The organism is Mucilaginibacter sp. A5337 (genome assembly GCF_059690695.1).
Map to the genome: position 1 here is coordinate 132,658 of NZ_JCAWEC010000002.1, position 18,292 is coordinate 150,949.

Here is an 18,292-nt window from a genome sequence, read left to right on the forward strand (position 1 = left end):
TTTTAAAAGGGCAGGGGCTATGGGGGCTTTGATAGAATGAGAAAAAGAGAAACGAGCAAAAGACGAAGTGGAAAAATGGGTAGCTAAGCTAATTTGGAAATGGCGCTAATCTCAAAGCAAATGATCAATTCCAATCCTTCAGAAAAGCAGTAAACACCTCTTTATATTGCTCTGTAACATGGATAGTGGTGTTATCGATCTGAACGGAGTTTTTAGTAACCGATTTAACCGCATCCTTTGAAACTATAAATGACCGGTGAATCCTGATAAACGCAGCCGATGGCAATTTTTCTTCCAGGTTTTTCAAACTGGTAAGCGTAAGCAGGGGCTTATCCTGGTTGGCGAGAAAAATCTTTACATAATCCTTCAGGCCTTCTATGTACAAAATATCTGCTATATTAACTTTTACCAACTGATAATCAACCTTAAGGTAAATATAACTTTTCTCCATTCTTTCGGTCGGCGTTACAGGATTCAAGGTGCTGTTGCTACTCTGAAGCATCACAAAGTAGTCATAGGCTTTAGTAGCTGCTTTGGAGAAATCAACGAAGCTGAAGGGTTTCAGCAGGTAATCCAGCGCGTCTACCTTAAAACCCTCCAAAGCGTATTGGTCGTAGGCGGTGGTAAAAATTATTCGCAGGGTTTTCTTTTTCCCGGTTTGTTCAATCACCCTCGCCAATTCTACTCCACTGAGATCGGCCATCCGAATATCTAAAAAGATAAGCTGAATTTCGGGCCTGTCATGAACTGCTTTCAGCGCCTCGATAGCGTTGGTAAAAGTGCCGGTTAAGGTTAAGAAAGGTGTTTGTTGAATGTAGGATGTCACCAACCTCAGCGCTACAGGTTCGTCATCAACAGCTATGCAGTTAATTTTCATTTAATTGGAAGGTTAAAACTACAGTAAACTCTTTAGCTGTTAAATCGCGGTTAACCTTTAACGCATACCGCCCCGGGTATAAGAGATCAAGCCGCCTCTTTGTATTGGCAATCCCTATGCCGTTGCTGTCTTCCAGGTAAGCCGCCTGTTCTTCAAACAGCGAATTTTTGATTTCCAGCTTTAGTTTACCGGCTTCCTGGCCGATATCGATGTAAATATAACTCGGATGAACGGCGCTGATACCATGTTTAAAAGCATTTTCGATAAATGGCAAAAAAAGCATAGGTGCAACTTCACAGTTTCTTAAATTGGCTTGCTTTTCAAAAATCACCTGCACGTCGTCGCTCAGCCTTAACTTCATGAGTTTAATGTAATCCTCGGCAAATTTAATCTCCTTTTCAAGATCGGTTAAATCGTTCTTCGTTTCGTAGATCACGTAGCGCATCATGTGGGATAGCGTATAAACGGCGTCTTTTGAAGCAGAGGGGTTACTGTCAGACAGGGCATAAATGGTATGCAAAATATTGAAAAAGAAATGCGGGTTGATCTGCGCCTTTAAAAAGGAGAGTTCAGAACTTATCTTTTCCTGCTCGGTTGCCTTTAAAGCATCCTGATCTGCTTTGATCTTTTTGGATACAGCGATGATGGTGCTAACGCCCAGCACCACGAGGGTTGAAATAATGATCCAGTAATTATAACTATGTCCGTCATCTGCCGATTTTTTCCCCCAGTTTTTAAACAGCCTGCCTAAGGCCGCTTTCCATCCGGTTACCTCATCAAGCCAAAGGTTTAAATAAACAACGGCAAAAAGAGAGGCTATTAAAAGAAGAACAAACAGGATAGCTTTATTGCGATATAATAGCTTCGGAGTAAAAAACAACAGGTTGGCATAAAACAGGGCTGCCCAAACCAGGTGGATCAGCACTTGCTTTATCCAAAATTCGGTAGGCAGTTTTACCGGCCATGATAATGGGAACAACATTAGCGCAAGCAAACTGATCACTATGTATAAGTGAACCGAAAAAAAGATCTTCTTTAAGTCAGAAAGCGCCATAATTGGATTTTTACTGTAAAAATAGCAGAAAAATAGTGCGTTTTGTTTCTCAGGCAAAACGCACCTTACCGTATCAAATACAGTAATCAACTAAATCCCATCTCACCGGGATCATGCAAATGACAAAATATTTTATTTCAGTTTTTGAGGTAATAGATGGCTTGCAGTTTTTAATAGATAGAATGGCAGTTTTAATCTATGACATGACAGGGCGCGGGATAATCAATGATCTTATTCGTTGTTTTGTTCTGAAAAATGCCTGATTTTGAAGCCATAGATTTTTAAGGTCGTTTGGTCTATTATTAACGCCAAACCGTCTATTAGACAATTTTGGGTAGGTGGATTTATGTTGCTTTGTTTCAAAGCTCCGGATATGAAACCTGAAAACTACAAATCAAACTTTAAAAGTACCACCATTATATTGTCGCTGTTACTGATGGCGTTTTTATTGACATCACCAGGCATAGTTCAGGCCCAGCAGCCGGCCGGTCCGCCCTCTGGCATGCTTCAGAGCAATGGCCTCATCTCTGGCACCGTGATCGATTCGCTGACCAAAAAGCCCCTGGATTATTCAACCGTGAGCTTATTTAAAGCCGGCGTAGCTGCCCCGGTAAACGGCAACCTGACCGATGCAAAAGGTAATTTCAAAATTACGGGGATAGCACCAGGCACTTACCGCCTTCAGATTGCTTTTATAGGTTATACTACCAAAAATATTGAAGGGGTTGTGATAACACCAGGTAAACCCGACCGCAACTTAGGGCAGTTAATTGTTTCGCCGGGCGCTAAAATGCTTGCTGACGTGCAGGTTACCGGGCAACGCGCTTTGATTGAAAATAAGATTGACAAGGTAGTTTTTAATGCAGAGAAAGACGTAACCAGTGCAGGCGGCAACGCCTCTGATATTTTGCGGAAAGTGCCAATGGTTTCGGTTGATATGGATGGCAATGTTTCGTTGCGCGGAAACCAAAATGTGCGGATCCTGATCAACGGTAAGCCTTCAGGTGCTTTGGTGACCAATGCTGCGGATGTGTTGAAATCTATGCCATCCGATCAGATTAAAAATATTGAGGTAATAACCGCTCCATCGGCCAAGTACGATGCAGAAGGGTCGGCAGGGATCATTAATATCATTACCAAAAAGAAGGAAGTGGCCGGAGTAAGCGGTTCCATCAATGCCGGTGTGGGTACACGCCAAAATAATGAAAGCGGAAACATCAATTTTAATAAAAACAAACTGAGCGTTACCGCAAACCTGGGTTATAACGTGGGATGGCCGCAAACTACTTATCAATCATTCAGCAGTCAGAATACCGAGTTGGGTACCTCGTCGTCCTCAAACGGACAAAGTACTTCCAACCGCCATTTCACCAATGGTTCGGCTTCGGTTGGATATGATTTCGATGATCAAAATACTTTTAACTCCACCTTTAGTTTGAGAGGGGGCGCGTTTAAGAATAACGGAAGTTCGGTTAACAGCAATAATTCTGCATCCGAAGGAAATATCGATTATACTGCTTTAACCAGCAATGAATTTAAAGTATCCAATTTTGACTGGAACAATGACTTTACGCATAAGTTTAAAAAGGAGGGCGAAGAGCTGAGCTTTGCCTTTCAGTGGACACATGGTACCTCTGATGTAAACTACCTGTCTGAATATTCTGCTTTTACTCAAAACCAGCGTGCGGTAAACAATGGTACCAATAACGAATACACCTATCAGCTCGATTATGTACTGCCAATCAGCAAAGTATTTAAGCTTGAAACAGGTGCGAAAAGCATTTTGAGAAGAATTTCCAGCGAATATGATTTCTTTAACCCCGATGCCTCCGGAGCATATGTATTTAACGCGGCAACGTCTAATACTTACAGCTATGACCAGGATGTGTATTCGGGCTATGGTTTACTTACCGTAAACTTAAAAAATGGTTTTACTGTTCAGGGAGGCGCCAGGCTGGAGAATACAAAAATTGATGGAAACTCGGGTAATACCAGCGTTGGCCTGTCGCCTTTTCATAATAGCTATACCAACTTTATCCCAAGTTTCGTGATCTCGAAAGCTTTGACACCAACTCAAACATTGAAGCTTAGCTACAGTAAACGCATTCAAAGGCCAAGTTTGCAATATCTGAACCCGTTCCTGAATACCAGTAATCCGCTTAATCAAAGCCAGGGCAATCCTGAATTATCACCCGAAATTACCCAAACGGTAGAAATGACCTATTCTACCTTTATCAAAAGCAGCGTAATTAATGCCTCGGTTTATTACCGTAAAACGGATGATATAATTGAAAGTTATGTAAGCACAGTACCGTACACTACCATCGATAATAACGGCAACCCGGTTACCAGGGATGTTTCGCTCACCAACTATCTTAACGTTGGTAACAATAATTCGGTGGGTGTTACTTTCTTCGGATCAACAGAACTGTTCAGGATCCTGACCATAAGAGGAAATGTGAATGCGTTCACCTATAAGCCGCAAGTTGTAAGTAGTTTGCAGCAAGGAAACCAGTCAACCTATGTACAATACAACGCCTTTATCAGCGGCACGGTAAAATTAAACAAGACGCTTTCTGCCGAAACGTTTCTGATCCAGAACTCGGCAAGAAGAACTTTCCAGGGAACCAACCCTTCGTTTAACTTATGGGTTGTTGGCTTAAAACAGGATGTATGGAAAAAACGGGGCACTATCGGGTTGAACATTACCCAGCCTTTTAATGATTACAAAAATTTTACTTCCAATATCAACAGTGGCCCGCTTACGCAAACCAGCAGGTTTTCGGTACCGTTTAGGTCTTTTGGAGTGAGCTTTGCTTATAATTTTGGTAAAATGAGCTTTGGCCCTCAGATGCCTAAAAAGAGGCGCGGCGTAAACAATGACGATTTGAAACAAGGAGATAACGGAAATGGGCAGGAGGCTCAAAATCGATAATATACACAAACCGGCTCAAATTGAGCCCCCTTATCCCGTTTTTGACGCTTTGAAAAGCGATGATGTGATGTTAACAGGTTATGCTGAAATCTAATTATCAGTTGTTCCCAATTTTACTTAAATCTCTATCATCGCTTTAATAACCCCGTTTGCCGGATCAAGCCAGCTTTCAAAGTTATCCTTCACCTCATCAAAACGTACCCGGTGTGTAATATAGTTTGCAGGCTGTACCAAACCTTTTTTTATGGATGCAATCACATGCTCAAAGTCTTCCCTGGTTGCATTTCGACTGCTCATCAGCGTCGCCTCGCGTTTATGAAATTCGGGGTGACTAACTTTGATCTCCCCCTTTTGCAAGCCAACAAGTACATATCTCGCCCCATGGGCCATATAATTAAAACCATTATTAATTGCATTTAAGCTGCCGGTTGCGTCTATAACTACCGTGGGCATATCGCCCTGTGTTATGGTGGCTAATCGCTCCATTGCATTTTCAGCAGATACATTGATGATATGATCAACCTTTAATTTGTCGCTGCAAAATTTAAGCCGCCCGGCATTTAAATCCATCGCGATCACTCTGCCGCCGGCTATACGGGCAAATTCCATGATCCCCAGGCCTATTGGTCCTGCGCCTATAACCAAAACGTATTCTCCAGGCTTAACATCTGCCCGTCTTACACCATGTGCACCGATAGCAAGTGGCTCTACTAAAGCCAGTTCATCATAGCTTAAGCCTTCGCCATGTACAAGCGAGTAAGTTGGCACGCTCAGGTATTCGGCCATTCCGCCATCAATATGCACGCCGCAAACGTTGATCTTCGCGCAGCAATTGGGCTTGCCCGACCTGCACGCTATACAAGAGCCACAGTTGAAATAGGGGATGAATGTAACAACCTCTCCTTTTTGAAAACCTGGTGCGCCGCCTGTTTCAACCAATTCGCCGGAAAGCTCATGGCCCAGAACACGCGGGTAACTAAAATATGGTTGCGTTCCTTCAAATGCATGCAGATCTGTCCCGCAAATTCCTATTCTCCTTATCCTGATTTGTGCATAGCCTTCTTTAATTTCAGGCTTTTCCTGCTCTTTAAAAGCCAGCCGTCCCGGTTCCTCGCAAACTATTATCTGCATGCCCTTTATTTTAAAGTTTAAAAATTTGTTCCATAGGTACCCATTTCTCTCCCTCTTTAGCCCAGGGAAGGGGCTGCTGAAATAGCCACATCAGCTGTTCCCATTCCTGTACCTTCGGGTTTAGCGCGTCCATTGCTCCCTTTTTATCTGCGTCATAATGATCGCTCGTTTCCATGATCATAAATAACCGGTTTCCGGTACGATAGATCTGCATATCGAGGATGTCTGCATCCAGTATGCTTTTGCGTATTTCCGGCCAGCTGTTTTCTGCCTTATGCCAGTGCTCATATTGTGCTATCAATTGCGGATCATCCTTTAAATCAAGGGCCAAACAGTATCTTTTCATAGTGACATTTTATTTTTTACAAGTAGGTGGAGGCGTACGACTCGTCAATTAAACCACATGCTTTCATTTCTTTCCAAAATTGTGCAGGAATTGTTAAATAGGCTAAAGCAACATTTTGGGACACCCGTTCGGCATTGGTTGTATTCATGGCAATGCTTTTAACACCAGGTGCCTTTAGCCCAAAGGCAACACATACATCTGCGGGTTTTATTTTATAGTCTGCACATAAACCATAAAACAACTCCCGCCAATGATATAAATGCTTGTCTTTTACCGGATCCGTTAACCGGTAATTGTAATAAGCAGATCCTGTTAAAAAGCCCCCGTTAAAAACAGCGGAGTTAATGATCTGAGTTCCTTGCTTTTCAAGGTGCTGCATAAATTCAACTAATTCCAGGGGATGGCTGTGAACCGTCATGCTATTGGCTATCATCACCCAATCCAGCTTTACATCATTAGTTATTTTTTTGATGATCCGCCAGTCCTTCGAACCTACGCCGATACCTTTTACTTTACCACTCAGTTTCAACTCATTCAGCGCGTGGTAGGCATCTAAAATATCGTGGTAGCGCTTTGCCTGTTCATGCTCATCTTTTGCGGCGTTAAGATATTCATCCGGGTCATGCACAGATACCAGTTGTGCATGATAATCGCCCAGCAGTTCATTCCCCTGTTCGTAGCATTCCAGGATGCCTTCATAACTTATTCGCTGAACGGCGTCATATTTAAGGTCGCGCCAGACACCAGGTTCAAAAGTAGGTTCCGCGGTTGTTAACGCAGTACGCAGCCAGCCTAATTTATTGCTGATGAGTACATCCGAAGGCTTTACATTCAATTGTGCCAGAGCGGTTCCTAACGATTCGAGCGCAAGCCCTGCGCCATATTTACCGGCAGAATCAAATACAGCCGGTTTAGGCGAATGCCTGATACTTTCCGCAACAATTGAACATTTAACTTCATCAGAAAGCGCTACGTATAGATTTCCTAATCCGCTGGTTCCAAAAATTACTTTAGGTAAATTAATTTCCTGCATATTGAAAATGGGGAATTGTTAAAGAATGGCCGAAACAGGTACATTTTCTGGCTTCACTTTTACACGATGGCCTTTTAATCCAAAAAAGGCCACCACCGCAAAGCATACCAACGGTACCAGGTAGCCATACTGAATATTACCGGTTACATCGCTGATATAACCAAACACCCTCGGTAAAACAGCACCGCCGACGATGGACATAATGATCAGGCTGCTGCCAAATTCGGTATCGGCTTTTAAGTCCTTTATGCCAAGGGCAAAAATTGTTGGAAACATAATGGACATGAAGAAACAGATACCTATTACTGTGTATACTGTGATCATGCCATGACCAAAAATGGCAATTGCGGATAGCAAAATATTGATACCAGCATAAACTGCAAGTAAAATAGCTGAGCTGTAATATCTCATCAGGAAAGTACCAATAAACCTGCCTATCAGGAATGCAGCGCCGCACAAACCGAGATAGTAGGTCGTTTGCATCTCTGTAAGTCCGGCAGATTTTGTAGCATACAGAATAAATAAACTGAATACACAAACCTGAGCGCCCACGTAAAAAAACTGTGCGGCAACACCCCAGGCCAGATGACGGTGCTTCAGGGCATGGAAAATGTTTTTACTGGCAGTATGCCCTTCATGCTGCTGGATCCGGGGCAGACGTGTAAATGCAAAAAGTATGGCGATGAACACCAGTACACTACCTAATATAAAATAGGGCATTTTTACGGATGACGCTTCGGCGGCAAGCGCCAGTTTACGGCCCTGCTCTGTCATTACGCTTAATTGTGCCGGGGTGTAACCTTTTGTAAGTATAATACGCCCGCCAATTATAGGGGCCAGGGTAGCAGCCAGTCCGTTAAATGATTGTGCAAAGTTAAGCCTTTGTGTAGAAGTCGCGGGATCTCCTAGTGAAGAAGCATAGGGATTGGCGGCGGTTTCTAAAATGGTTAAGCCGCAAGCAATAATAAACAAAGCCACCAGGAAAAATGTGTACTGTTGGGTATTGGCTGCCGGTATAAATAAATAGGAACCAAATGCGAAAATTAGCAGACCGGTAATAATACCTGTTTTGTAGCCGTATTTTTTCATGATGAAGCCCGCCGGCAAAGCCATTAAAAAATAGGCAATAAATACCGCCGAATCCACCAGTGTAGCCTGGACTGTTGTAAGCGTAAACGACTTTTTTAAATGGGGTATTAATATCGGGTCGAGGTTATGGGCAAAACCCCATAAAAAGAATAAACTGGTTATTAATATAAATGGAAAAAGAGTTTTATTCTTTGTCATTGTATTTAAATTTTGCTGCTGCGTTAAGGTTCTCAATTATTTACTGGTAGTTATTTTAGCTACCCATCCGCCTGCGGTGTCTAAATGGATATTCATAACCGAATTTGCCGATACCTTTGTTTCAGCCCGGGTTAAACTTTGAGGTGAGGATAATACATCCGCCCATGACGATAAAGCATATTTACCGGTTGGCAAAAAATCCAATTTTAATTGGATATCCCTTTCCGAGTCGTTGGTCATTGCGCCAACGTACCAGTCCTTTCCGCTTCTTTTGGCAATGATGACATATTGACCCGGGTATCCGCCAAGTACTTTTGTATCGTCCCAAACGGTAGGCATATTGTTTAAGAAATCGGCTCCCGGCTTACCCAAAATGTGCTCAGGTGCGTCACAGTAAACCATAAAGGGGCTTTCGTAAATTACAAACTTTGCCAGTTCGGCACAGCGGCTGTTCATTACCTGGGTAGGGCTGCCTTTTCTGAACTCTTCCTTTTTTACATTTAAAAAACCGCCGGGAGTATAATCCATTGGCCCAGCCAGCATACGCGTGAATGGGAGGGTGGTGTTGTGCCCTGCTGTTATCCTGGTCGAAAACTTGGAATATTCTTCGCCTAAAACTCCTTCCCGGGTTATCATGTTGGGATAGGTACGCTCAATACCATCGGGTTTATAAGCGCCATGAAAATCAACCATCAGGTGATACTGCGCTGCAGTTTTAATAATGCGGCGGTACCAGTTTACCATTTGCTGATCGTCCCGGTCCATAAAATCAATTTTAACCCCGGCAATGCCCCATTGCTGGTAAATTGGGAAAGCCTTTTCAAAATTGTCATTCCGGTTAACATCTGAGCTGTATAACCAAAGCCAGCATTTAACGTTTTTGGCTTTGGCATAAGCTAAAATTTCGGGCATGTTCAATTGCGGGGCAGGCTGGGTAATATCAGCTTCGGGTTTGTTAAATGCCCCGTACCATTGCCAGTCGATAAGCATATACGGCCAATGCTGTGCCGACGCCAGGTCGATATACTTTTTAATTGTAGGCATATCCATTTTTACCTCGCCGCTCCACCAGTTATCCCAGGCGCTCATGCCAGGCTTTATCCAGCTTGCATCTTTTAATGCGCAGGGCGGATTCAGGTTCTGGATTAGTTCCGATTCGATTAATTTACCGGGCGAAGCTGCCAGCATGACTACACGCCAGGGGGTAAGCAGGTTATTAGCAAAACGCGCCTTAACCCCGTTCTCATTTTCGCCGGGCAGAGGGGATAATTTGGTAACCAGGTCAATTTTATCAGTTGCACTGGTATCTGTTTTTTGCGAGCCTATATAAAATCCGGGATAGTTATCAATATTAGCTTCTGTAATTGCTGTATAATGGCTCTGATCTAACACTACGAGCAGGGGTAAGCCGGCTATTGTTTTTTCTGTGATATGGTTTAGGCTTGTCGGTTGAAATTCAGTCTCCTGAGAGGAGGTATAACTACCATAGTCTGCCACCCAGGTTTTGGCTTTTGAAGGTAAGTTGAAACTGGTCAGTTCCTTTACTATCTGCCGGTCGCCAATGTTGTCGGCCCCGAATAACTGGTAGCGAAAGGCAATTCCGTCATCATAAGCTCTGAACCAGATCTTCATCCGGCGCATAGGCCCCGATTTTTCTACCAGCGACAGTTCCAGTTCATTGTAATGATCGGCTATGGTACTATGTTTCGTTTTTACTACCGGTACCCAGGTTTGGTTAACGGAGTGCTCTACATGACCGGTTACAGCCATATTGGCACCCATAGCCGGTTCATTTTTAAACTCGAAACCAAGTGAAGAAGGATGGATGATCATTAAACCATTGCTGGATACAGCATATTGCAGGCTGTTGGTGTTATTTATCTCCACAATATTTTTTTTATCGGGCGATACCAGCTTAAAAGTTTGGGCAAATGACGGAACTGCGAATGAGGCGGCAGTAATCAGTACGTAAAAAGTTTTTAAGTTCATGACATTGATTAGATAGCGCCTTCTATTTTTAAAACGAATGCATCTTTACACGGAGCGTTTTCAGGCAATTTTACTTTAAGGCCTGCTTCTGTCTGCTCAAAGCTCAACTTGTCGTTTCCGAGCAGGCTTACGCTGCTGACGTTACCCAGTTGATTGTTTTTTGCTAACTTTTTAACAAGCGCTTCGTTCCCGGCGGGCCAACCCAGCATAGTAGCATAAAGGGTTTTTCCTTTTGTGGTGAACCGGATATCTTCGGCGCCAAATGGCTTGCCTTTACCTTCGTTAAAGCCTTGAGCATTAATAGGTGCCGCCGAATCCGTTGCCGGGCCTTCTCCAAATACAGTCCAGGGGCGGGTACCATAAATTGCCTCGCTGTTAACCTGCATCCAGGCGCCTACACCTTCAACTATAGCTCGTTCCTCACTGTCAATGGTGCCGTTACCGCGGACAGGAATATTTAACAAAAGGTTACCGTTTTTACTTACAATATCAACCAGGGTATGAACTACAGTTTTGGCGCTTTTATAATGTTTATCATCAAATATGCGGCGATCATAGTGCCAGGCACCTATACAGGTATCTGTTTGCCATGGCAAAGGCTCTATCTGATTACTCTGTCCCCGTTCAATATCCCATATCATACATTTTCGCTGCTGCTCGTTCAATACTTTACCAAATAATGCCGCTTGTAGTTTACCATGCTTTTTAATGCTGGTATTGTACATATGTGCCGCTATTTTTAAGCCGGCATCACTTATTGGCCAAAGAGGTAGCGCAGTGTCATCAAAGTAGATAAGTTCAGGCTCGTATTTATCAATAAGTTCTATAGTGCGGTTTAAAAATTTATCGCAATAGGCTTTGCCAGGTACGCTTGAGCCATTAACCCAGTCCCAGTTCCAGGTTTTACTTACCTCATGGTTTTGAGCATATAATTCCTGAGGATCCAATTTTTCCCACCAGGTTCCTTTGCCACTGGCTTTAGTTATTTTGCCGTCGTAAGGTATGTCCTTGAATTCGCCGCTCTTGTCGGCCCCCTGGGAGGTTTCATAAAATGTCCAGGCGTGTGAGGCATGAACACTCAATCCGAAGGGAAGCGCATGGCTTTTTGCGGCTTTTGCCCAACCTGCAACAATATCTTTCTTTGGGCCAACATTAACAGAGTTCCACGCCTGGTACTTACTGTTCCATAAATCAAGGTTATCGTGGTGGCTGGCCATGGCAAAAAAGTACTGCGCACCTGCACGTTTGTACAAGCCAACCAACTCATCCGGATCCCAGTTTTCGGCTTTCCAATCGTTGATCACGTCCTTAAAACCAAATTTTGAAGGGTGCCCATATTTTTGAACATGGTATTTATACTGGTCGCTGCCTTCCTGATACATGCCACGCGCGTACCAGTCTCCACGTTCGGGCTGGCATTGCGGTCCCCAGTGTGCCCAGATGCCAAACTTGGCATCGCGAAACCAATCAGGTACCTGGTATTGGGCTAATGAATCCCAATCGGGTTTAAACGGGCCGGTGGCAATATCAGCATTTAAATTTGGTTGCAGTAAACTACTGCCAAAAGCCCTTGACAGATACAAGGATGAGAATCCTGTGGCTAAGCCTTTTATTAATGTTCTTCTTTTCATAATTAAGTTTGACCGTTAGAAAAAGTAGCTACGCCGATCAGCCATGCGGATGAATAGCCGGAACTTTTAAATAAATTTCTATACCTGGTTATCTATAATTGGTTAATCAGCAATTCGCGTTATCGGATCAATAATTGATAATCATCCAAATTTCTTTGAATTAATAGCTAAATAATTGGCCTAATGGGACTTTTTTTTGTATAAAACCGACTTTTTGCGCGGGGGAAAATGCGAATTATCGAAAAGAATTGAGGTTGCTAAATCGAGGTGTATATTTTGAGTCTGATTGTAACTTGTTTATTTAGTGGTTGTTGATGCTGAAGTAAAGATAATAGCTTGTACGAGCTATTACACATTAATTATTTAAGGTCTGGTGTCTATAAATGCATTGGCGATGGTTATTTCAGACCAGGCTTTTTAATAACAGCCATATTTTTCCCGGCTATCATGATATCTGTATCTTATTGATCAATGATTAAAACCAACCTGGTACATCTGCTTTCTATACTCGCTGGGCGACATGCCGGTAAGCTTTTTGAATGTTTTTGAAAAATAAGAAAGGTTATCAAATCCGGTTTGAGTACAGATTTCTGAATAGGACATGCGGCTTGTCGCCATCAGGTACTGTGCACGCTCAACGCGTTTTTCATTGATATAATTTAATGGCCTGGTTCCGGTGTACTGTTTAAATTGCCTTGAAAAATAATCGACATTTTGATTTGCCCTGGATGCAAGCAGGTGAACTGAAAGATCCAAATGTAAATTAACAAGGATATAATTTAATGTTTCTGCAATTTTTACCGGGATAAGTTTATGTTCGGGGCTTTTGAACAATTGAGGGTTCAGGAATTTTGCAGTTAGCATCATCAGGATACCCTGGGTTTCCAGATATGTTGATGTGTTTTGTTGATTGTTAAGTTCCTGATATTCCTTATAATAAATATCTTTTTCATACACCTGGGGATTGTCAGACCGGTTGATTCCCCTCCCCGGGTTAATTTGAAGTAACCGGTTAAAAAGGTTTACATCCATTTCGGTAGCTTTGGTTTTTAACACAGCCCTGTTATTGGCAAACAGCGAGCTCCCGTCTATCGAATCCTCAAAAAACTGAACAAAAAATTGACCCAGATAATCACCACACTCCAAGTTACATAGCGTGAAACTTGGGATGATATACAGATAACCCGGTTCAAGCTTTAACGAACTGGTTGCATCTGATATTTCACCTTCGCCATCATCTATATAATAAATACGGTAGTAAGGGCTTATCACATTCCTGTAATTCCATTTACAGTTAAGCCTCACATAGTCAACGTTAAGAAGCGAGAAAGTATGTTTTAAATTTCTTTTGATCATCTGGACCACAAATATGCAAATTGCTTTGATATACCTAAATGCATATCAATATCTAAAATATAGTAAAGTCGGATTTTTACAATAAAAAGTCCATTTTAATTAAGTTTTTAGATGGAGGCTTACTGTAGGTTTGAATCAACCAATATAAAGAAGGAATATCTCAAAACTTTGCGTGAATACAGGGCATCAATGAGCTTTGCTTTGCATATTAAAATTTGATATTTGCCAAACTCTATCTTTTATTGCTTATTTTTATGAATACCCCTAAGCTATGAGATACAAATTATCACTAAGCGTGCTTATATTACTGTTAATGCTTAATGTTGCTTTTGCTCAAAATGGCAAATACCAGTTTTCGCAGCTAAACAGAAGCAATGGCTTGTCTCACAACCAGGTTAACTGCATTTTTAAAGATTCTGAAGGTTTTATGTGGTTTGGTACTGCATCGGGCCTCAACCGTTATGACGGTTATAGTTTTAAAGTATTTAAACATGATGCTAATAACAATAAGTCGCTTAATGATGACTTTGTAAGCAGTATTTTTGAAGGCCCCGGCAAAAAATTATGGGTGTCAACGCGTGGCGGATATTGCTTTTACGACCCGGAAACGGAACAGTTTGATAGTGATATGGCATTAGTTACCAACTCATTAAAAATTCCGGCATATCCTAACGTATCGAAAATAGTGCGTGGTGGCAAAGGCGAGTTTTGGTTTTTGTGCCCTGATTCGGGTCTTTACAGATATAATGAAATTAGTAAAACAACCCGTCGGTATTGTCACGACCGGTCAGGCACATCATTATATTCAAATTCTCTTTCGGATATAACACAGGATGCTACCGGTAATATTTGGCTGACTTATCGTAACGGCATGGTTGAAAAGCTCGATATCGGGCAGAATAAAATTACCTACCGTACAGATATTTTTACCAAAGCTGTTAGTATCAAAGATGCATATTATGCCATCACCGTCGACAAGGATAGCGATTTATGGTTTTACGCACCTAATTTTTACGCCAACGCTTATTATTATAGCCCCTCAAACGGGACATTAAAACTTGTAGGTAAAGAGTCGGCCGGATCCAAATTAAAATCTAATATCATCAGCAACATTATCCAGGCAGACGACGGCTTGATATGGATAGCTACCGACCATGGCGGCATAACCTTGTTTGATAAAAAAATATCCAAATTTACCTATTTATTGAACCGGGAAGACGATGCCAAGTCATTAAGCCAAAACAGCGTTATCAATCTTTATAAAGACGATGCGGGTATTATGTGGGCCGGTACATTTAAAGAAGGTGTAAGTTATTATCATAAAAACATTATCCGTTTTCCGTTATACAGGCATTTCGCTTCAGACCCCAAAAGCTTGGGCTTCGAAGATGCTAACAAGTTTGTTGAAGATAAAAACGGTAATATCTGGATTGGCACAAACGGAGGGGGCCTGATCTGCTTTAACCGTGAAACCGGCAGTTTCAAACAATATAAGTACGAAGCAGGAAATTTAAACAGCCTAAGCAACGACATTATTGTTAGTTTATGTATCGATCATGATCAGAAACTATGGATAGGCACTTATTTTGGCGGCCTGGACTGCTTTGACGGAAAAACATTTACCCATTATAAACATGATGATAAGGTAGCCGGGAGCCTTGCTGATAACCGGGTGATGAGCATTTTTGAAGACTCTTCGCATAGATTATGGATAGGGACATTTGCGGCGGGGCTGCAGATATTTGACAGGGAAAAAAAGAAATTTTCCCCTCCCTTTAAACAAACAGATATCAGGTGTCTTTACGTTTCTGCGCTGTTTGAGGACCGCAAAGGCAATATCTGGACAGGGGGGTACTTTGGTATCGATGTAATCTTAAAAAGTACGGGGCGGTTTTTGCATTACAGCGTAAACAAAGATGATCCTAACAGTTTAATCGCTAACACCATCAACTGTATTAACCAGGACAGGCGCGGCCTCATCTGGATAGCAACACGCTACGGGTTAAGCATACTTAACCCCGAAACCAATAAGTTTACGTCGCTCACAAAACAAAACGGGCTGCCTGAAAATGCCATACTGGATATACAGGAAGACAACAACGGAAGGATGTGGTTAAGTACTGCTAATGGTTTAAGCAGGGTAACGCTTATTACCCAAAAGGCTCCTTACGCTTTTAGGTTTGAGAATTTTGATGAAACGGATGGTTTGCAAGGCAGGGAATTCAATGACCAGGCAGGGCTCAAAACCCGCAAGGGCGAACTTATATTTGGCGGCGGTCATGGTTTCAATATTTTCGACCCGTTAGCCATACATGCCAATATCAATAAACCTAAACTAACTTTTACCGATTTCTTGTTGTATAACAAAAGTGTCAAAGCCAATGAAGAAGTTAACGGGCATGTTGTATTATCAAAAGCTATTTCGGTAACCCGCCAACTGACACTGACACACAGCGAAAATGTATTTACCATTGAGTTTGCCGCGCTTAATTTCTTTAATCCCAACAAAGTAAAACATCAGTATATGTTGGAAGGCTTTGATAAGGATTGGATTGATGCCGATAATGCTACGCGAAAAGCCACCTACACCAACCTTGACGGCGGCGACTATACTTTTAAAGTACGGGCGATTAGCCAGGAGGGAAGGTGGGATCCTGATTATATAACATTGAAGATTAAGGTATTGCCGCCGTTCTGGAAATCGACGATAGCCTATTTTATTTATATATTGCTTTTATTTGGAATCCTATTTTTCATGCGCCGGCGCGGAATTCAAAAAATAAGAAGGCAGTTTGAAATCGAAAAGGAGAAACGCGAGGCTAAATTGTTAATCGAAAATGAGCGCCAGGAGGCCCGGCGTATGCATGAACTTGATATGATGAAAATCAAGTTCTTTACCAATGTAAGCCATGAGTTCAGGACCCCCTTATCGTTGATTATGGCACCCGTTGATAAGATATTAAAGCAAACTGAGGCTGAAGAGCAGAGGAACCAGTTGCAAATGATCAATCGCAATGCCAAACGTTTACTCAATATGGTAAACCAGTTGCTCGATTTCAGGAAAATGGAGGTGCAGGAACTTAGGCTGCATGCCCGGAGCGGGGACATTATAAGTTTTATTAACGAAATGGTTTATTCGTTCTCGGATGTGGCCGAGAAAAAAAACATCAGGCTGGTATTCGATTCGGAAATTCAAAGTCTGGTTATCAATTTTGATCATGATAAGATCGAGCGAATTATCTTCAATCTGCTTTCCAACGCGTTTAAATTTACGCCCGATGGCGGTAATATAAGTGTTTTACTGGCGATAATTGAAAATGCGTCGGGAGAACGGCAACTTGAGATAAAGGTTATTGATACGGGTATTGGAATTCCATTAGATAAACAGGGCCGGATTTTTGAACGCTTCTTCCAAAACGAAGTGCCCGGATCTATGGTTAACCAGGGTAGTGGAATAGGGCTGGCAATAACTAAAGAATTTGTAAAGCTGCATAATGGCGAGATATCCGTACAAAGCCAGCCCGGGCAAGGCAGCTATTTTACAATCCTCCTACCGGTTGATTTAGCAACAGAGGAAGAAGTATGCTTGAGTGATCCTGATTTAAGCAAAGCGTCAATAACTGAAATCCCCGACGGGGTGCAGACAGGAGGCAGCAATACAATTAAAAAAATGTCTGTTTTACTGGTTGAAGACAATGAGGATTTTCGTTTCTATCTGAAAGACAATTTAAATGATACGTTTACCGTTATCGAAGCTGCTAATGGAAAGGAAGGCTGGCAGAAAACCCTGGCCCTTCATCCTAACCTTGTGGTAAGCGATATCAGCATGCCCGAGATGAATGGTATCGATTTGTGCCGTAAAATACGTAACGATAAACGAACATCGCATATACCCGTTGTGCTGCTCACCGCAGCTACAGATGAAGAGTTGCAATTGCAGGGGCTCGAAACCGGCGCCAATGATTACCTGACAAAGCCCTTCAATTTCGAGATCCTCACTTCTAAATTAAAAAACATATTGGCCATGCAGCAAGATATGCGTAAGGCCTACCAAAAGCAGCTTGATGTTAAACCAACAGAAGTGGAAACCGAATCACTCGATGAGGCGTTTATTAAAAAAGCGGTACAGCTAATCGAAAAAAACATTGATAATGCCGAGTTCTCCGTTGAGGAATTGAGCAGCGAATTATGTGTGAGCCGCGTTACCTTATACAAAAGGGCGCTTACTTTAACAGGGAAATCTCCCGTCGATCTGATTCGTACCATCCGCCTGAAACGTGCTGCTCAGTTACTTGAAAGCTCACAATTAACCATATCACAAATCTCATACAAGGTAGGCTTTAAAAGCCAAAAGTATTTTGTACGATGCTTTAAGGCCGAATTTAATTGCCTCCCGTCGGCGTATGCCAGCAATAAAAACAAATAGATTTTATAAACCTGCGGTCAGTTTTATGGTAACGAAATCGCTTGTAAATTTGTCGCTTACGGCCTCAACTAAATTTTCTCTAAAAGGACTTTAAGAAAAAGTACTCTCTCTCCTTTGGAGTGAGGTTTCAGTCTGTGCGCGAAGTCGCGTAACCGTTTTTAAAACGTTTTACCGGGTATTTACTATGGGTTTAACTTCTGATTTTGACTCTTTTTGTTAAATTTTTG

At 42.2% G+C, this 18,292-nt stretch carries 11 protein-coding genes; 2 read left to right on the forward strand and 9 right to left on the reverse strand.

All coding sequences use genetic code 11. The features are described from left to right. Nucleotides 1–124: 124 nt before the first annotated feature. Nucleotides 125–877: a LytR/AlgR family response regulator transcription factor gene (locus AC59JO_RS05630; protein WP_413668367.1), complete on the reverse strand. Its 753-nt coding sequence runs from the start codon at nt 875–877 to the stop codon at nt 125–127. Further along, a complete protein-coding gene (locus AC59JO_RS05635) occupies nt 867–1,931 on the reverse strand; it encodes a sensor histidine kinase (protein WP_497303989.1) in 1,065 nt (354 codons plus the stop codon). Before AC59JO_RS05635 ends, AC59JO_RS05630 begins: the two co-directional genes overlap by 11 nt. A gap of 373 nt (nt 1,932–2,304) precedes the next feature. Between AC59JO_RS05635 and AC59JO_RS05640 the strand changes: the two genes are divergently transcribed. Further along, the gene (locus tag AC59JO_RS05640) at nt 2,305–4,866 is read left to right on the forward strand and encodes a TonB-dependent receptor (protein WP_413668365.1); all 2,562 of its coding nucleotides are present in this window, start codon (nt 2,305–2,307) and stop codon (nt 4,864–4,866) included. Nucleotides 4,867–4,983: 117 nt separating this feature from the next. On the opposite strand, the gene AC59JO_RS05645 is transcribed toward AC59JO_RS05640, so the two are convergent. The 7 genes from AC59JO_RS05645 to AC59JO_RS05675 all read right to left on the reverse strand — a co-directional run bounded on the left by AC59JO_RS05645 (nt 4,984) and on the right by AC59JO_RS05675 (nt 13,639). After that, nucleotides 4,984–5,997 carry a zinc-binding alcohol dehydrogenase family protein gene (locus AC59JO_RS05645; RefSeq protein ID WP_497303991.1) on the reverse strand — a complete coding sequence of 338 codons (1,014 nt, stop codon included), beginning with the start codon at nt 5,995–5,997 and terminating at the stop codon, nt 4,984–4,986. A 10-nt stretch (nt 5,998–6,007) separates the two neighbouring features. Beyond that, on the reverse strand, nt 6,008–6,343 hold the full coding sequence (locus tag AC59JO_RS05650; protein ID WP_413668363.1) for an L-rhamnose mutarotase: 336 nt from the start codon (nt 6,341–6,343) through the stop codon (nt 6,008–6,010). Nucleotides 6,344–6,359: 16 nt separating this feature from the next. Beyond that, nucleotides 6,360–7,376 (reverse strand): aldo/keto reductase, encoded by a 1,017-nt coding sequence (locus AC59JO_RS05655; RefSeq protein ID WP_413668362.1) that lies wholly within the window; start codon nt 7,374–7,376, stop codon nt 6,360–6,362. Nucleotides 7,377–7,394: 18 nt separating this feature from the next. Further along, nucleotides 7,395–8,663: an L-fucose:H+ symporter permease gene (gene fucP / locus AC59JO_RS05660; protein ID WP_413668361.1), complete on the reverse strand. Its 1,269-nt coding sequence runs from the start codon at nt 8,661–8,663 to the stop codon at nt 7,395–7,397. 36 nt (nt 8,664–8,699) lie between these two features. Further along, complete coding sequence (locus AC59JO_RS05665) at nt 8,700–10,652, reverse strand: glycoside hydrolase family 97 protein (protein ID WP_497303994.1); 1,953 nt, start codon at nt 10,650–10,652, stop codon at nt 8,700–8,702. 8 nt (nt 10,653–10,660) lie between these two features. Continuing rightward, nucleotides 10,661–12,283, reverse strand: a complete 1,623-nt coding sequence (locus AC59JO_RS05670) for an alpha-L-fucosidase (RefSeq protein WP_497303996.1) — start codon at nt 12,281–12,283, stop codon at nt 10,661–10,663. A 468-nt stretch (nt 12,284–12,751) separates the two neighbouring features. Further along, on the reverse strand, nt 12,752–13,639 hold the full coding sequence (locus AC59JO_RS05675; RefSeq protein WP_413668358.1) for a helix-turn-helix domain-containing protein: 888 nt from the start codon (nt 13,637–13,639) through the stop codon (nt 12,752–12,754). Nucleotides 13,640–13,910: 271 nt separating this feature from the next. On the opposite strand from AC59JO_RS05675, the gene AC59JO_RS05680 reads away from it, so the two are divergent. Further along, nucleotides 13,911–18,065 carry a hybrid sensor histidine kinase/response regulator transcription factor gene (locus AC59JO_RS05680; protein WP_413668357.1) on the forward strand — a complete coding sequence of 1,385 codons (4,155 nt, stop codon included), beginning with the start codon at nt 13,911–13,913 and terminating at the stop codon, nt 18,063–18,065. Nucleotides 18,066–18,292 lie beyond the last annotated feature (227 nt).